This is a genomic window from Cylindrospermopsis sp. CR12, assembly GCF_001432185.1.
Classification (GTDB): Bacteria; Cyanobacteriota; Cyanobacteriia; order Cyanobacteriales; family Nostocaceae; genus Raphidiopsis; species Raphidiopsis raciborskii.
Window position 1 is genome coordinate 33,163 of the sequence record NZ_LMVE01000107.1, and the last position, 16,878, is coordinate 50,040.

At 40.5% G+C, this 16,878-nt stretch carries 17 protein-coding genes and 2 pseudogenes; 12 read left to right on the top strand and 7 right to left on the bottom strand.

The annotated features are described in order from the left end of the window. Positions 1-4: 4 nt before the first annotated feature. The 4 genes from glmU to ASL19_RS12725 form a co-directional block, all read right to left on the bottom strand. Positions 5-1,378 carry a bifunctional UDP-N-acetylglucosamine diphosphorylase/glucosamine-1-phosphate N-acetyltransferase GlmU gene (glmU, locus tag ASL19_RS12710; protein ID WP_057178632.1) on the bottom strand — a complete coding sequence of 458 codons (1,374 nt, stop codon included), beginning with the start codon at positions 1,376-1,378 and terminating at the stop codon, positions 5-7. A gap of 552 nt (positions 1,379-1,930) precedes the next feature. Further along, positions 1,931-2,914: an RNA polymerase sigma factor, RpoD/SigA family gene (locus tag ASL19_RS12715; protein WP_057178633.1), complete on the bottom strand. Its 984-nt coding sequence runs from the start codon at positions 2,912-2,914 to the stop codon at positions 1,931-1,933. A 449-nt stretch (positions 2,915-3,363) separates the two neighbouring features. Continuing rightward, complete coding sequence (locus ASL19_RS12720; protein ID WP_057178634.1) at positions 3,364-5,088, bottom strand: ATP-binding protein; 1,725 nt, start codon at positions 5,086-5,088, stop codon at positions 3,364-3,366. Positions 5,089-5,195: 107 nt separating this feature from the next. Beyond that, a complete protein-coding gene (locus ASL19_RS12725) occupies positions 5,196-5,990 on the bottom strand; it encodes a glutathione S-transferase family protein (RefSeq protein WP_006277311.1) in 795 nt (264 codons plus the stop codon). 159 nt (positions 5,991-6,149) lie between these two features. On the opposite strand from ASL19_RS12725, the gene ASL19_RS12730 reads away from it, so the two are divergent. The 9 genes and pseudogenes from ASL19_RS12730 to ASL19_RS12765 all read left to right on the top strand — a co-directional run bounded on the left by ASL19_RS12730 (position 6,150) and on the right by ASL19_RS12765 (position 10,931). Beyond that, the gene (locus ASL19_RS12730) at positions 6,150-6,839 is read left to right on the top strand and encodes a fasciclin domain-containing protein (RefSeq protein WP_057178635.1); all 690 of its coding nucleotides are present in this window, start codon (positions 6,150-6,152) and stop codon (positions 6,837-6,839) included. A gap of 60 nt (positions 6,840-6,899) precedes the next feature. After that, on the top strand, positions 6,900-7,571 hold the full coding sequence (locus ASL19_RS12735; protein WP_057178636.1) for a HEAT repeat domain-containing protein: 672 nt from the start codon (positions 6,900-6,902) through the stop codon (positions 7,569-7,571). Between the two features lie 191 nt (positions 7,572-7,762). After that, positions 7,763-7,996: pseudogene (locus ASL19_RS12740) on the top strand (phycobiliprotein lyase); the annotation flags it as partial. Positions 7,997-8,552: 556 nt separating this feature from the next. Then, positions 8,553-9,653 (top strand): reverse transcriptase N-terminal domain-containing protein, encoded by a 1,101-nt coding sequence (locus ASL19_RS12750; RefSeq protein ID WP_057178637.1) that lies wholly within the window; start codon positions 8,553-8,555, stop codon positions 9,651-9,653. An 81-nt stretch (positions 9,654-9,734) separates the two neighbouring features. Next, positions 9,735-10,070, top strand: a pseudogene (locus ASL19_RS12755) (phycobiliprotein lyase); the annotation flags it as partial. Between the two features lie 153 nt (positions 10,071-10,223). Continuing rightward, a complete protein-coding gene (gene psbE / locus ASL19_RS12760; protein ID WP_006277317.1) occupies positions 10,224-10,472 on the top strand; it encodes a cytochrome b559 subunit alpha in 249 nt (82 codons plus the stop codon). Between the two features lie 9 nt (positions 10,473-10,481). Then, entirely contained in the window at positions 10,482-10,619 is a 138-nt protein-coding gene (gene psbF, locus ASL19_RS16890; RefSeq protein ID WP_071985093.1) for a cytochrome b559 subunit beta, read from the top strand. 9 nt (positions 10,620-10,628) lie between these two features. Continuing rightward, a complete protein-coding gene (locus ASL19_RS16895) occupies positions 10,629-10,748 on the top strand; it encodes a photosystem II reaction center protein L (protein WP_197704893.1) in 120 nt (39 codons plus the stop codon). A gap of 63 nt (positions 10,749-10,811) precedes the next feature. Next, positions 10,812-10,931, top strand: a complete 120-nt coding sequence (locus tag ASL19_RS12765) for a photosystem II reaction center protein J (RefSeq protein WP_006277319.1) — start codon at positions 10,812-10,814, stop codon at positions 10,929-10,931. Between the two features lie 145 nt (positions 10,932-11,076). Here ASL19_RS12765 and ASL19_RS12770 read toward each other — a convergent pair whose 3' ends face one another. After that, the gene (locus ASL19_RS12770) at positions 11,077-12,132 is read right to left on the bottom strand and encodes a hemerythrin domain-containing protein (protein WP_057178638.1); all 1,056 of its coding nucleotides are present in this window, start codon (positions 12,130-12,132) and stop codon (positions 11,077-11,079) included. Between the two features lie 461 nt (positions 12,133-12,593). Here ASL19_RS12770 and ASL19_RS18945 point away from each other — a divergent pair, with 461 nt between their 5' ends. The 3 genes from ASL19_RS18945 to ASL19_RS12780 all read left to right on the top strand — a co-directional run bounded on the left by ASL19_RS18945 (position 12,594) and on the right by ASL19_RS12780 (position 14,823). Next, positions 12,594-12,992, top strand: a complete 399-nt coding sequence (locus tag ASL19_RS18945) for an LptF/LptG family permease (RefSeq protein ID WP_072149138.1) — start codon at positions 12,594-12,596, stop codon at positions 12,990-12,992. Between the two features lie 433 nt (positions 12,993-13,425). Continuing rightward, positions 13,426-14,244 carry a DNA adenine methylase gene (locus ASL19_RS12775; protein ID WP_057178639.1) on the top strand — a complete coding sequence of 273 codons (819 nt, stop codon included), beginning with the start codon at positions 13,426-13,428 and terminating at the stop codon, positions 14,242-14,244. A gap of 165 nt (positions 14,245-14,409) precedes the next feature. Then, positions 14,410-14,823, top strand: a complete 414-nt coding sequence (locus ASL19_RS12780; RefSeq protein WP_040009035.1) for an MAPEG family protein — start codon at positions 14,410-14,412, stop codon at positions 14,821-14,823. Between the two features lie 76 nt (positions 14,824-14,899). On the opposite strand, the gene petJ is transcribed toward ASL19_RS12780, so the two are convergent. Both petJ and ASL19_RS12790 read right to left on the bottom strand, forming a co-directional pair. Continuing rightward, positions 14,900-15,232 carry a cytochrome c6 PetJ gene (petJ, locus tag ASL19_RS12785; RefSeq protein WP_006277323.1) on the bottom strand — a complete coding sequence of 111 codons (333 nt, stop codon included), beginning with the start codon at positions 15,230-15,232 and terminating at the stop codon, positions 14,900-14,902. Between the two features lie 180 nt (positions 15,233-15,412). Beyond that, positions 15,413-16,591 (bottom strand): RpoD/SigA family RNA polymerase sigma factor, encoded by a 1,179-nt coding sequence (locus ASL19_RS12790; protein WP_040009061.1) that lies wholly within the window; start codon positions 16,589-16,591, stop codon positions 15,413-15,415. Between the last annotated feature and the right edge of the window lie 287 nt (positions 16,592-16,878).

Genomic DNA, 16,878 nt, shown 5'->3' on the forward strand with positions numbered 1-16,878 from the left:
GGTCTTACTCCGCTAATTCCCTTTTGATTTTCCACCCCGGTTTCACCACCTGACGACTTCTAGCTATCACCAAAGCATCATTTTCCACATCTTCTGTAACCGTTGACCCTGCGGCAATATATACATCATTACCTATGCTAATTGGTGCTACTAAAACACTATTGGATCCAGTTTTAGTGCGATCGCCTATTCTAGTTCTGTGTTTTTTCACCCCATCATAATTAGCAGTAATTGTCCCCGCGCCAATATTCACCTGTGTGCCCGTACTTGTATCACCCAAATAAGAAAGATGGGCCACATTCGAGCGATCGCCTAGTTGGGTATTTTTCAATTCTACAAAATTACCAATACGACAATTTTCGCCAGCTTCCACATGACCACGTAAGTGAGCGAAGGGTCCTATTTTTGTTCCTTGTTCCACCAAACTATCTGTGATTACGGAATATAGAACCGTAACATTTTCTCCTATTTGACTATTCTCAATTAAACTTCCAGGTCCAATGCGACTACCAGAGCGAATTAAAGTTTTTCCTCGCAGATGGGTTTGAGGTTCAATAATCACATCTGGTTCCATTTCCACAGTTTCATCAATAGTAACACTACTTGGGTCTGTGATGCTCACCCCTGCTAGGAGCCATTTTTCCTTGATGTGTTGTTGCAAAAGCTGATAAGCATCAGCCAATTGTCGTCGGTCATTAATTCCCCAAATTTCCCGTTCATCACTCACATCCACGGCCATCACCTTACCGACTTGAACCACCGCATCAGTGAGATAATATTCCTTTTGCACATTATTATTATCCAAATGGGGTAGTATGGTTGCCAGATTTTGCCAATTGAAGCAATAAATACCTGCATTAACACGATTATTTTTTCTTTGTATATGGGTACAATCTTTATGTTCAACCATTTGGTGAACTATTTGATTATCATCGCAAAAAACCCTGCCATAACCATCCGGTTGAGCCAGATTAGCAGTGAGGATAGTACAAGCATTGTCATTTTCCTGATGGGTTTGTAGTAACTGCTGTAAGGTTTCCGTTTTGAGTAGAGGAACATCACCATTTAAAATAAGCAGATTACCATCATAATCAGATAAATAGGGAAGCAGTTGTTGAATAGCATGACCAGTACCCAGTTGCACAGACTGCTCCACAAACTCCAAATTAGAATGTTTACCCGAATTTTTACTTAAAGCATCCCTAACCATCTGGGATTCATATCCAACAATCACAAACTTTCTAGTAGGTGCTAGAGGTTGAACACTATCAATAACCCTTTCCACCAAAGACTTGCCACCAAGAGGATGTAAAACCTTAGGGAGGCGGGATTTCATTCTTGTACCTTTACCAGCTGCGAGAATTGCTACTGCTACCATAACTAATTTCAGTAAATTTATTTAATATACTAAAGCCCCGGGGGCCACTCACCAACTTCCGACGATTATATAGCAAAGTTGGCAAGAAGGTAGATTATTAACTGCGCAGAGGAGGAAAATGAGATCGCCAGTAATTAACTATAACCTGCCAAATATCCATCACTTCCGAATCCGTCAAAGATGATTCCCGGGGAACCGATAATTCAATCCACAAACAACGTCGGTCTTGTAATACTCGTTTACCGATTACCCAATCTAGTAATTTGGTGGGTTCCGCTCAGAATGATGATACTGGATTAGCGATCGCATCTACCAATGCCACCCAAACAGAGGGTAATTCTGGCACAAAAGCTTTTACCTTTGGTAATGATTGCCACCAATGGTAGCCTTAGTTTTTACGGTGGGAACACTCTCCTAACAGTCAAGGTCCCGATTATTGGCGACAGTACTGATGAATCGAATGAGACCCTGTTCTTAAACCTCAGTAATGCAGGCGATCGCAGCTGATGGTAAAACCATAGCATAGAACAAGCGATCACCCTCAGCCCCTAACTAATTAGTAACATATTCTTTTACATTACTTCTACGACGGCGTAAATGTGTTAAAGCTTGATGTTCAAGTTGACGAACGCGCTCACGACTAATATTCAACCGATCCCCAACCTTCGCTAAAGACATTTCGTTCCCATCTTCTAACCCAAACCTCAAAATCACAACTTCTCTCTGCTGAGGAGTCAGTTCTGCTAATAGGTTATTGAGGTCATGACGCAAAAACTCCTGGGTGGTGTAATGCTCAGGTGACAGGCCATGATCTTCCAACATTTCTTGCAGTTCTGTATCCTGATTGTCACCCACTCGCACGTCCAGGGAAATCGGTTGACGAGCTATATTCAAATACTCTCGAATTTGAGCAGGTTCCAACTCCAATTCCTTGGCAATCTCCGTCGGTGAAGGAGACCTCCCTAACTTTTGCGCCAACTCCCTTTGCACTTTTTTGATTTTGTTCAACTTTTCGGTAATATGGATGGGGAGACGAATAGTTCTTCCCTGTTGAGCAATTGCTCTGGTAATTGCTTGACGGATCCACCAGTAAGCATAGGTAGAAAACTTATAACCCATGGTAGGGTCAAACTTCTCTACTCCCCGTTCTAATCCCAGAGTTCCTTCTTGAATCAAATCCAGAAATTCCATATTCCGCTTTTGGTACTTCTTGGCAATTGCTACGACTAATCTTAGGTTAGCTTCAATCATCTTTTGCTTAGCTCGCTTACCCGTAGATATTTTATGTTTCAGGTCGTTCTCAGACTGGTTAACATAAATTGCCCATTCTGATAAACTTGGTTCATACCCCAGTTCTTTAGTTAGTGCTTCCTTAGCTTCCAGTAAGAGCATCATTTGCTGCACTTGCTTACCGTAGATTATTTCCTGTTCCCGGTTCAACAGGGGTACGCGACCAATTTCTCGCAGATAGGTTCGCACCATATCCGCTGTCAATTTGGTTTTTCCGTTATCACTTTCTTTTTTAACAGTAGACATTAGTACTTTACCCCTTACTCTATATACACCTATACAAAATCACTCTTTCTTTAGACTACTTCCCCGCTTATCTCCTGATTGCTATGATAAGGAGGTATATTTTCAGTCGAGCTACATTTCCAAAGCTAGATTTCAAAGCTGATTAAAACTATCACAGTCGTTTATATCAATATCATTTACTACAGTCGTTAATTTAGTGTACTTGTAATCACGACGCTGTCACCACGATCCTTGTTCCTAAAAACCCAGGAATATGTTACGACAATCCCATCACTGCTATATTATTAACTCTGGGGACTTGCTAATCCACCAGCTATACATTCGTCCATTATGACTTGAGGAGTGGTTTTTGGTGTTACCACAGCTTACCTGATAACCGAACCAATCCTAGTTTTTCCGTGGTAGATATTACGAAATTGGCAAAGCAAAAGTCTCGTTCTGGTTCACCACTAAAAACCCAAATCTGCTTTAGCCAGCTTGGCAGCAGCAAAAACCTCTACATCCGACATCTCTTGCCAATCTACATCGCCAATCTCTTTATAAAACACTCCATCGTATGCCCGAGTACGTATTACTACAGGCATCGGCACAGCATGACCTAGGATTAGGGCTTGCTGCTTAGAGTCCAGCTTCGCTAATACTGAACGTAGGACACTACCACCCGACACCCCGGTAAAAATCGCCTCAATATCCTTTTCGTCGTTTAGCAAAGCTGTAATCCGGGTGCCAATCTGGGACATGATTTCATTATCTATTCCCGATGGGCGCTGATCAACCACCAAAAGGGTGACAAAATACTTCCTCAACTCCCTAGCGATGGTGCCAAATATGGTACTTTGAACTACTGCGGAATCAAGAAACCTATGGGCTTCTTCTATTGTAATCATTAGTGGTGTTGGCTTATCCAGCGGATTCTTGGTGTGCAAAAATTTGTCCGCTTTGGTAACATAGTGATCATGTATACGTCTGGTAATCATGTTGGTTACCAGCATATATGATAGCATGTTTGACTGTGTTCCAAATTCTATCACCACATTTTTCCCAGCTTCCAAAGATTGCACTATTTTCTTAATATAGTTATCTTTACGTGCGTTTCGTATATATTTCAGGTTCTCAAGTCGCATTAGTTTGCGCTGCAAAGCTGCAATTGACCCCACATGACCAGGATTTTCATCGCAAAACAATTTGATGTCATCCCCTGTCATTCCCAGCAATTCGGGAATCCAACGGTCACCTAACTGTTTATATAGAATGCTAGCACTATCCATTGAAGCATCACTAACTCCTAACTCATTGGCACAAAGTTTCAGATCTTCTACTTCTATTTGCTCGTAATTGAGATATAGCTCCTGTGCGTCCCTAACACCTCTTCGCTTAGTCGCTTCCGGATCTAAGGTGTAAACTTCTACCTTGTCAGGAAATAGTTGTTTGAGACCTTTGACCGTGCTTACTTCTTTACCCTCTGCTACCGCTTCCCAACCATATTCGGAGTGCATATCAAAAATTAGGTTAACAGCAGCATTTTTACGGATAACACCAGCTAAAAGTAACCGGGTGAGAAAGGATTTACCAGTTCCAGATTTACCAAAAACCCCATTACTCCTTTCTACAAACCGATTTAAGTCAATACAAACTGGCACATCCATATCCAAGGGTTTACCAATAGAGAAGTTTTTGCGCTGCTGATCGTCTTCCCATCCAAAAACTTTGCGAAAATCATATTCCTCAGCTTCGTAAACCTGACTAAAGTGAGTAGGTATGGTTTTTACCGGTAGCAGTTCCATTGTGGTTGCGGTTTGAGGCTGAAAAGATGCCAAACCATTCCCAGAAAATGCTGAACTCTGGGCAGATTTACCGTTAAAAGTATGCTCCGTATCTTCTGGTGTAAACATGAGCATTGGTGCCAAGGTGACGATACCATAGGTACTGCTACCAGCCAAAACCTCCCTTAAAAAAGTATCTTCCCAATTGGGAGGACTGGCTATAATCCGTTCATTTGCCGTTCCTAGGGCAACATCGGTCACCATGCAAAAGAAACGAGAACGGACACCTTGGATGACCAGAAATTTACCAACACGCATATCTTCTACGGAGACATCAGAGTGTAATCTGATCTCTAACCCCTTGGTTAAAGAACCTCTAATAACCGAACCTAATGGATTTCCAGAACTCATTTTAAACTCATTTCAGTTGATCTAAAAAAATAGCTGGTTAGTGCCAGAACGCCTATCCGGTACTCACGCCACCAAATCTAGCGTTCTGGCTTAGGTCACAGTCCTATTTAATCAATTTCTATGGAACTTGGACCGCTGGTGGTAGCAGGAGTTTGACCCGTTAAAGGTTTCCTGAATTGTGAATAAATGCGATCGCGCCAAGAGAAGAATCGCTCATAATCAAGATTATCTGCTAAAATAGGTAGACCCTTGCCTCTAAGAGATTCTGGTAAGTCTAAATAGGGACCCGTGGGGAACTTCAATAATATTGATAATCCCGCTACAGCTAGATCTGCTATACAGGGTTCATCCCCCAGTAGGTAGGGACTATCCGATAATAGTTCCATGAGGATTTCTAGATCTTGCTTCAAATTGGCGATCGCCGATTTAATTGCATCTGGAGTGAAACCAACTCCCACACCTAAGACACTCAAAATATCACCAGGAACACCCACCACTACAGATTTGAGAAAATCTGGAGTTGATAGAGGTAAAAGTGATTTACGAAAAGACTGGTCTTGACTAACAGCAGCGAAAAAGGCTTTACGTCCTAGAACACCAAGGGTTTCATCAGCCCAATCTTCTAATAATAGTGCCTGGGCGCGTTTTTTTTGCTCCTTGGGTATTAAAGGGCGATCGGGATATTCCAGATCCAGGTACTTAGCGATTTCACTAGAATCCACAATATAGTTATTACCATCTTTCAACACAGGAACCTGTTTTTGTCCAGTTAAGCGGAAAAGCTCCCACTGACCTATGCCCGGTGTAACTTCAATTTTGCGGTATTGCAAGCCTTTATAATCAAGGCATAGACGTACTTTCTCTGAATAGTGAGATAATTCCCATTGATATAATTCCAGCATATTTTCTTAACTGATAAACTTCTTGATTTGTATATATCCTCCATTATATACTCCTATCGTTAACACCTGGGATAGAAATAAATATTTTTCTTCCCATGGTCTCATAAGATATGACACGGTCAACTAATTAACGGCAAAAAATACTAACAAACAAAATCTATGAAATTTAAACTGAGAGCTAATTTGAGAAACAGTTGGAGATTTGGTCAAGTCAAAGTATTCACCGGGTTCCTGGGGATTGTGGGATTAACCAGTATCGGTTTGGGCATGGATTTACCATCTCTGGGGAGTAAAGTGGAGATAGTTCAATCCAATCCTGCAATAACTACCCCACCAACCCCCAACCAACCCACTACCAGTCCGGATCCAAAACCGCCGGAACTACCAATATTTATACCGGAAGATACTGAGGCAAAAAATCTCATTGAGGTAGCCAAGTCCACAGGTAATTTTAAAACCCTGATTAGGTCCTTAGAAGCGGGAGGACTAATAAAAACCCTAGAAGAGGGTGAACAATTCACCATCTTCGCTCCCACAGATGAAGCGTTTGCTAAAGTTCCCAGAAGGGAGCTACGGAATTTGTTTAGACCCAAAAATAAACAAGTTTTAGTAGACATATTAAAATACCATCTGGTGGTGGGAAGAATCAGATCTGAGGAATTAAAATCGGGCCCAATTAAAAGCTTACAAGGAGAACCAATTCAAGTCAAAATTAAAAATGAAAGTGTATACGTAAGTGATGGTCAATCTAAAGGTACTACTGCCAAAATCACCAAACCAGATATTAGTGCCAGCAATGGTGTGATTCATCAAATTGACAGCTTGCTCTTGCCACCCAGTTTAAAATAAAGCATGTCCCCCCAGCTCAAATCAGACTAGAATAGATATTAATGGAAAAGTGATGTAATGATGAATATTCCCAGCTTAGAGGAAATCTCCACCCAGTTAGCAAGTCCGAACTTGCGCGATCGCATGATAGCTCTAACACAATTACGGAATGTTCCTGCGGAGGATGCAGTTCCCCTAATCAAAAAAGTTCTTAATGACGAATCCATACAGCTACGCTCTATGGCAGTGTTTGCATTGGGAATTAAATCAACTTCAGAATGTTATTCTATTCTAGTGAGAATTCTAGAAGCTGATCCCGACTATGGGATTCGTGCGGATGCAGCTGGGGCTCTAGGATATTTAGGAGATAATAGAGCAGTAGAACCTTTATCAAGAGCTTTCTACGAAGATACAGAATGGTTAGTTAGGTTTAGTGCAGCAGTAGCCTTAGGTAATATCAAAGATAAGCGTGCATATAATATTTTAATTCAAGCTTTGGATAGTGAGGAGATAGTAATTCAGCAAGCAGCGATTTCAGCTTTAGGAGAAATTAAATCAATTGAGTCAGTAGATCATATTTTGCGATTTGTACAGTCAGAAGATTGGTTAGTCAGACAGCGACTAGCAGAAGCCCTAGGCAACCTACCCACGGACAAAAGTATTTCAGCTCTAAAATACTTGGAAAAGGATAGTCATCCCCATGTTTCTCAAGCTGCGACCATATCTCTGAAGAAAGTCCAGACCGAGGTCTAAGGGACTTGTGGAAAAATGGATCAAGTTGATTTGTGCTGACCACTGCTATCCTTCCTTTGTTTGTGAAGTGGAGTTTGAAATTTGGGCCAACTCATGGTGACATACTTCATTTTGAGATAAATCCAGTCAAGCAACCGTATTTTTGAGTATATTTTCTTTAGTAGCTATTTTCCTTTAGGACAATTAGATTGATGAATGTGGAAGAGTTTTTCGAATTAAGTGCTGGAAAGTGGTTTTCCCACCGTACTAGCCACCATTTAGCCTTTAAACAGTCAGAAGATGGTAAATCAGACATCGTAATTGACATGCTCACAGTAGACCATCCAGAAGTAATTAAACTGTGTGAACAGTATTCCATTCTTCCCGATGCAGCTTCCTGTGGAGCAAGAGTCACCTGGAAAGGAACCATGGAATGGGACCAAGAGTGCGATTCGTTGTGGGTCAACATCGGTAACTAATCCGTAATAACCTCACCAACCTCAACTAGTAATAAACAAGTAGATGAAGGTTGAACTCTCAGTTGGATATGGGTGAAAGTCCCATCCGCCAGACTCAGGTGTGACTCCCGATCTGCCCACACTGACCAGACTCGGTAACTGGAGGGTGAAGCTGGGAACAGGGTGCAATCAGACATCCGTTGTGGGATGACACTGGTGCTAATGGGGTGTTTCTACGGTGAAATAGAGTCTAAAAAAGCAACTTACCCATAAGCGGGACACAACATTAAAACCCGACTGGACTGGATATATTTCCCGCCGCATTTTCTTGGATTAGCGGTAAGAGTCTTGGGAAACCAGTAGTTGAATTGACTACACCTAAGGAAACTAACAATCTAACCGGGGGAACGAATAAAAACGAATTGAGGGTCTAGGGAAGGTCAAAACCCAAGTAGGCTTGACGAGAAGCAAAATTCCCTCACTTCGGGTAGGACTGACCGTAATTGGTCGGAGGTGTTCAGAATACACAAGTTGGAGTTAAAGTATGATTAGACACAACAGAAATGTTAGTGAATCTTGGCAGAGGTTACCCTGGCGACAATTTCGCCGCAATCTCTTCCGCTTGCAAAAACGAGTGTACAAAGCCGTTCGAGTTGGAGACCTGCGCAAGGCTAAGTCTCTTCAAAAGCTAATCTTAAAATCTACGTCAGCACAATTACTGGCTATTCGTCAAGTATTACAAGCAAATTCTCTTACAGAGGTTTTATCTTCCACCACTAGACAGCGGGTATGGCAGTGGGTAATTAAATACACCTTAGATCCAGCCCATGAAGGTAATTTCCACCTCCACGGTTATGGATGGAAACGGGGATTTTCCCCCCAGGATGCACAAAGAATGTTACAAGCATATTTATCGGAAATTCCTGGTCATCAAACAAGAGTAATCAAAATTGATTTGGGGAAATCTCTAGAAAAAATCAACCCAAGAGCGATTTGTAAAAGACTAATAGCTCCTGTAGAAATCAAACGGGGGATTAGGTCACAATGTGTTTCTGTGGAGAAATCGGAACTGATAACCTCCTTACTGGCTAATATTTTCCTCAAGGAAATAGAAAATATAGGAAAACTAGTTTGGTATGGGAGGGAAATAATGATTATCCTCCAACCTCAGGATCACCCAGAAACAATACTTGACACTATTCGTCACTCCCTGGCAAAAGATGGAATAGAACTAGCTACGGAAGAAACTGAACTAATTGCAGCGACAGATGGGTTTGATTTTCTCACTTGGCATTTTCAAGTGCAAAAAAACGGAAAGTTAAGATGTGTCCCCGGACTAAAAGACTTCCAAGCTTTTCGCCAGAAAGTGAAACACATAGTCAACAACTCGAATTATGGAGCTACTATCAAGGCACAGAAATTGAGCTTGATCGTAGGGGAGTGGAGAAATTACCATCGCCATTGCAACATGGATGGGGCGAAATTTTCCCTCTACCATATAAAATACAGAGCTTTCAAGGTGTTTAATCGGGAAACAAAACAAAACCGACAAATCAGTCAGCAACTGATAAATAAGGCGTTTCCACGAGTGAACTCTGGTCAAAACTCTACCCTTTCTAACACTCCAGGCAAAAGCTATAGCTAAGAACATCGGAAGCTGGGTGCGGTGAAAATCGCACGCCCAGATTTAAACGAGAGGTGCGAAGGATAATACCCTCCATCGACTCAACCAAAACATGAAGGTTCTACAGTTTTAGTCACTGTACCCGACTTACTTAAACCAGGTGAAGGTAAACTATTGAGGGAAATGGGTTATGCAGAAAAAATGCCAGTAGCTGGAACCTATAAGATGGGTAACGATGGTGCATTAACTCTGATCACAGAGTATGAAACCATGTCCTCAGAAGAACGACTATGGTTTGCTAGTCCTAATTTACGGATGCGTGTGGGAGTACTTAAACGTTTTGGGGGTTTTAGTATGGCTTCCTTTACTTCCGAAATTCGTATGGGTAGCACTGCTGCATCTCAAGCAGCTATGGAGCAAGCTAGTAAAGCTAAGTAAAGATTAGCTCATAGTTAGTGATATAAAAACATCAAGCCAAACTTAGGCTTAATCACTAAGGTGCTTTTATAGCACCTCCCTTTTAAATATAATGGGGACTATGACCTTTTTTTGATAGAATCAATAGTAGTTTTTGCAAAGGTAGTAGTCTAAATGTCAGGTACCACTGGAGAACGTCCATTTTCGGACATTGTAACCAGTATTCGTTACTGGGTAATTCATAGCATCACCATACCCGCTTTATTTGTCGCTGGGTGGTTGTTTGTCAGCACAGGTCTAGCTTATGATATATTTGGTACGCCTCGTCCTAATGAGTATTTTACTCAACTGCGTCAAGAAGTACCAATTGTTAGCAACCGTTATGAAGCTAAGAAACAAGTAGAAACATTTATCGCAAAGTAATTTAAGAACATGGCTACCAGCAATAACGTCAATCAACCTGTTACTTATCCAATTTTTACGGTGAGATGGCTAGCAGTTCACACCCTCGGTGTGCCAACTGTCTTCTTCTTGGGTGCGATCGCAGCAATGCAGTTTATTCAACGCTAGGAGTAAATCATGGAAAGAACGCCTAATCCTAATCAACAACCTGTTGAACTAAACCGTACTTCTTTATACCTAGGACTGTTATTAATTTTCGTTCTAGGGATTCTATTTTCCAGTTACTTCTTTAACTAACTGTTAACGAGCTGGAAAGATGACTGCTAATTTTTTGTTGATTTGTTAAGGGAGGAGAAAACCATGTCTGGAGGCGGGAGAATTCCCCTGTGGGTTGTTGCCACAATCGCTGGTTTAGGTGTAATTACTGTTGTAGGTATTTTCTTTTACGGAGCCTACGCCGGACTTGGTTCTTCATTGTAATCAAAACCTGATCCGCATTTTTGTCTGATGAGCTGAATAAGCAACATTAAACCGTCCATCTGTTGTGGATGGACGGTTAATTTGTTAGTTTTTTTATGCCTTATAGCCAGGTAGACAGAACGCCTAGCAGCCCATCAACCCTGTTTTAAACGTTTTGTCTAAGGCTATAATAAGCACCTGTATTTCTTTTCTCAAGTTGACTCTTAACCGAATCAAATCTTGCAGCTAACTGTTCAGTTTCTTTACTACTCATATTATTGTCAATAGCCACAAGCATTGTATTTTCTTCTTGGCGAATATGATTGGTAACATGGTCCCAAATTTCTCTAAGTCTATTTTTAAATTCTGGTGTGCTAGGACTAATCAATCTCAGTTCTTCCCACCAGGGAATCCAAAGAGCGTGTTGGTCGTATAGTTGTTGAGTATTTTCTTCCCCATAAAACCCACGGACTCGTGGATAAACCACTTCCTCTTCAGCGGCTATATGAACAGTGAGAAGCTGATTAATTTTTGCAAAACATTCCTGAATTTTTTGGGAGTCATTGCTTTGCATTAAGTCTGTAAACAACATATTCAACTGATTGTGATCTTGGCGGATAGCATCTTGGATAGTAGCTTTTTCCCTTTCATGACCGGGGGCACCACCAACCGCACCAGTAATTGCAGCGATTGCATCTTGAACCCGAGACCAGATACCCTGGTCTGCGTCTTGTCCTGTTAGTTCTCGGACACCAAGGATTTCTAAAATTCCCTTCAACTGTTCTTGGTGCGTACGATTTTCAGAATTAATGGCACTTAAAGGTCTAATTGCTACCATGATATCAGCGCCAACCTTCTGAGCGGCTTTATGAATTGTCATTCCGTTCATCACCTGTTGATGCTTTAACAGTTCATGTTGAAAGACCTTATCAAAGAAACTGAGTTCTTCACTTGCCATTAGTTGACGAACCTTTTCAACCATTTGCAGCACCGTGGGTTCAGCATTTTTTTCCAGACCAAATTGGTCAACCACAGTATTAAGAAGGGCTAGGTTTTTCCGGTCATCATCTAGCATTCTGCGAATAATTCCTGCTATTTCGCCGTCGGTACATTCCAGCAAAAATCTTTCCTCGTTATCCAGTAATAACTGTTGGAGTAATTTCATATCACCCAGTTTTACCGCCATGGAATTCTTTTTAGTGTCATCTAAAACCGCCACCATTGGAATTTGCCCTCGTTAGGTTTATTGAATCTAACCTAAGTTTTGCTCAGCACTTAATATTTTCCATCTTTCTGATGAAATAATACCTATTATCCCAAGGGGGAAAAAAATCAATCTGCCATAATTTCAGTATCTAACTTTGGGGAGATTGTGTTGTGCGATCGGATTTATTTCTATGAGAATTGTCCACGGATAAAGAATATAAAAATATTTGGTGAGAAAGGAGAAGATATCAAAACAGAAGACGCAGAATGTAAAGTTTATTGAGATAGGAAGGCTTCTATTCCAGCTTTAAAGCAGTTAAAACTTGGAGAGTAATTTTGATCTGGGTTCATATTGATTTTTTAATTTCTTACAATCATCATTGTCTTGATCCACTAATACAATAATCCGTACGTTTTCTCCTTTGCTGATGCGATCGCCATAGGCAGATAAACGTTGGCTCAGTAACTTAAGTAGTTTTGATTTACTCCCATATATGTCAGCAGTTTCAACTAGATAGAGAAAAATTGGATGATAAAGAAATGAATATTCTCCAGATCTACCAGAGATTGATAGTTTCCAATAAACTAGGAGACATGAACAAAATAATAAACCTAAAAATTACCTTATTTAATCGTTTCAACTTACCTATATCTTGCGTCATTTTCACCCTACTTGGGTCGTCAATAGGAATCAATATGCGACCGAAAATCAAATATAGTAGCTTTAGCCTTACGTTGCTAATTATTGGAGCAATAAAGGTCTTTGAAGCTATAATTAACGCTTTAATTATTCAAAGGTATGTCCCAGTATTTGCCATCTTCTCGCCTAATATACTTGGACTTGGTATAAGTCTTTATTTGTTGTCAAGACGCTAATCACAAAAATAAGCCCTCTAACGACTCTAACGACCAATTTTTATGCGATCGCATTTACGACCATATCTAAACACGGTAGCTTAGGTAGATTTTTTTAGTGAGCGATCGCTGATTTTGTGGTACGTTATATTTCACAATAACATTTCCTTTTTTTAATGGTGATGCATGAAACCCAACACCCCCATGGGTTATGCTACCCCTAACCCATCCTACAAATAATTGTGCCTCTCTACTTAGTGGGAGGAATTTATAGCCTTAGGCAGAATCATTGCATGAAGTGTAAACAAAAGCACTTTAATATATCAGAAGTTACCTCCGCATCTATCCTAGGGTAGATCTTTAACCTTAAACGCTGGAACGAATACAAAAAGTTTATATGCGATTACATACTACATCTAATAAAATAATCTCTTGCATTCAAATATAATCCATTATGCTTAAGAGCCCATTACGTTATCCTGGTGGTAAACAAAAGGCAATTTCTCAAATTGCTCACTACCTACCTCCTAAATTTAAAGAGTTCCGCGAACCCTTTGTTGGGGGAGGTTCCATATTCTTTTATGTCTTGCAAAATCACCGTCATATACCCTGTTGGATCAATGACCTCAACCCCGAACTATATTACTTCTGGGCCATGGTCAAAACTAATCTACCACAGTTAGTCGAGTCCGTGTGGAAAGTAAAAAAACAGACAACAGATGGACATGCCCTGTTTAAATCTCTCTCCCTAGCTCCTACAAGTAAAATGAGTCCACTGGAGCGAGCTGTCCGATTTTTCGTTCTTAACCGAATTACCTTTTCGGGGACAATTGAAAGCGGAGGTTATAGCAATGCTTCTTTCAACAGTCGCTTTACAGACTCTTCTATTGAGCGGTTAGCAGCACTGGATAGTTGTTTTACTAATACCCACGTGACCAATTATGACTACAGTATCCTACTGACTGAACCAGGAGACGATGTATTTATATTTCTAGATCCACCTTATTTCACCAATACTAAATCTAGGCTTTATGGTAAAAAAGGGGATTTGCATACGTGTTTTGACCATTCTCGCTTTGCTAACCTGATGAAAGAATGCCCACATAAATGGTTAATTACCTACGATAATTGCGAACAGGTGCGACACAATTTTTCTTTTGCTCATATTTATGAGTGGGAGTTGCAATACGGAATGAATAACTACAAACAGAATAAAGCAGACAAGGGCAAGGAATTATTCATCACTAACTATCCATATATATCCAGTTTATAGACCTATGATACTAGAGGAGGAAGAATGCACTTTGTAGTTGGGGAAACTTCTTCAACAAGCTCGCAAGCAGCGGGGAATGACTCAAGAATTTGGTAGTTTTAGACTAAATCAAGTAATGCTATTATGTATATTATGTAATTAATTATTCTATCCTACCCTAGCTAAATGCTAAATCTTCCTGTCCCTTCCACCTTGCTCTATTCCATCCCATTCGCTGCGGTCACGATTTATCTTCCGTATCTACTAGTAGCTTATGCTAGGGTGAAAGTGGGTTATGACTTGTCCGCTCCCCGTTCTATGTTTGATAAGTTACCACAATATGCACGGAGAGCTACCTGGGCCCATCAGAATTGTTTTGAATCCTTCATGATTTATGCTCCTGCAGCTCTGATGGCCTATGTGACGGGAGTAGATTCTCAATTAGCACTATACGCTGCGATCGCCTATGTGACAGCACGGGTTCTCTTTTCAGTTTTCTACATACTGAATATACCCATTCTTCGCTCCCTGATGTTCGGAGTTGGTTCTGCTTGTATTATTAATCTTTTTGTCCTCAGTATTTTGAAAGCAAATACTTAGGCTATTTTTGACAAACAGAAACCCCCTAGTTTTTGGCTAGGGTGGATTAACTAATTATTTGTTGAGTTTGTGATTTTTACCAACCAGCTTCAGCTTGCTCCATAACATAAGCTGCTACATCGGCAATTTGTTCAGCGCTTAATTTACCTTTGAACTTAGGCATACTGTTTTTACCGTTTGTAACTTGAGCAATAATAGCATCTTGGGAATACAAATTGTACTCTTCTAGATCTGCTTTGCTCAAGGTTTTAGCAGCATTAGCTAGGTTTTTACCACCAGCATGACACTGGGCACAATTAGCTTGAAATACCGCTGCTCCAGCTGCTGTATCTGCTGCTATAGCAGGACTACCGAAAGCAAGGGTCAAGATGGCAATGGATAACATCAATACGGCAATAATCTTTTTCATTTTGTAGTCTCTCTACCATAGTTCATCTTTTAATATTCTGTTTGATGAGTTGAATATAAACTGTAAATGTTGAACTGAATATTTGACAAAATATATTTTTTGTTTTTCTTTAAGGAATCTATGTTAAATATTAAATATTAAATCCCCGGTGATAAAAACCGGGGGAGGAAGAATTTAAAATCAAATTAGCCAACCTTTTAAACGTTTAGCAATGTGAGGACGACGCAATTTTCGCATGGCTTTACTTTGAATTTGACGCACCCGCTCGCGAGAAAGATTAAACATATTTCCTACTTCTTCTAGGGTGCAAGGTTCACTGGTTGTTAATCCATAACGCAGGGAAATTACGTCCTTTTCCCTAGGGGTAAGTACATCACCTAAAACTTCCCATATCTCCTGACGCATCATGTTTTCATTCATTTTAGCTTCTGGAGATTGGTTGTCCTCATCTTCTAATAAGTCCATTAATTCCGTATCTTCCTCCTTACCCACGCGATGGTTTAAAGAAAGTGCTTGACGACGCAATTGTTGTAACTGACGAAGTTGTTGAACAGTCATTTCCAAAAATTCCGCCATTTCTACTTCTGTTGGGTTACGCGCAAATTTCTGTTTCAGTTCTCTTTGAGCTTTTTTCAGCTTGTTGAGTTTTTCTACAATGTGAATTGGTAGCCTAATAGTTCTTGCATCATTAGCTATTGCCCGTGTAATGGCTTGCCTAATCCACCAATAAGCATAAGTGGAGAATTTATATCCCTTATCGGGATCAAACTTCTCTGTGGCACGATTTAGCCCCATTGCTCCTTCTTGAATTAAGTCTAGAAAGGGCACTCCCCGATTTAAATATCGTTTAGCAATAGATACTACCAATCTCAGATTAGAGCGAATCATTTTCCGCTTTGCCACTCTTCCCTGATACAGTCGGCTTTCTAATTGTTTTTCATTCAGATCAAACTTGCTTGCTACTTCACTTTTACTAACACTGTGACCTAGTTGCTCTTCTAAAGCAGCTTGTAAATCCTTAACTTCTTCTAAGAATCTTACTCGACGTGCTAACTCCACTTCCTCATCGGGTTTGAGTAGGGGGTAACGGGCCATTTCCTTAAAAAAGGCTCCCACAGCATCATCATGTTCTGTCTTATTATATCCCGAGGGACGAGCTGCACCCATTTCATCCCCATCTCGTTCATCTGATTCCAAACTCTCCAAAATTGAGGAGTCTTCAAATACTACCGCTTCTAAATTATCCAGATTATCCAGTGATGGTTCTTCCTGTTCCACAGCGTTATCCAGTATTTCCATTCTTCCCAATTCAGAAAGATTCATGGGTTCCTTTCGGGATAGTTGCTTTGTTTGGTACATAATTAGTTGACGGTTGCTCATTTGATAATAGTTAGTTTTCTGTCAGTATTCAGCTGACCGTGGTCAGCTACTTTCCCTGCTTGCAGCTAATAATTCTGATCCGATCATTCATTTAGGCATTTAATAATAATTCTCACTCCTAATTGCTCATTTTTGCTCCTGAACTCTTATTTGTTTCCTATTTATATCCATAGCAACTCTCAATGATTGACGAAACTTTTATGTTCTTGCTCCCTATTCCCCTTATTTTTATTCGGTAACAAGGGATAAGCTAATATGAGATTGCT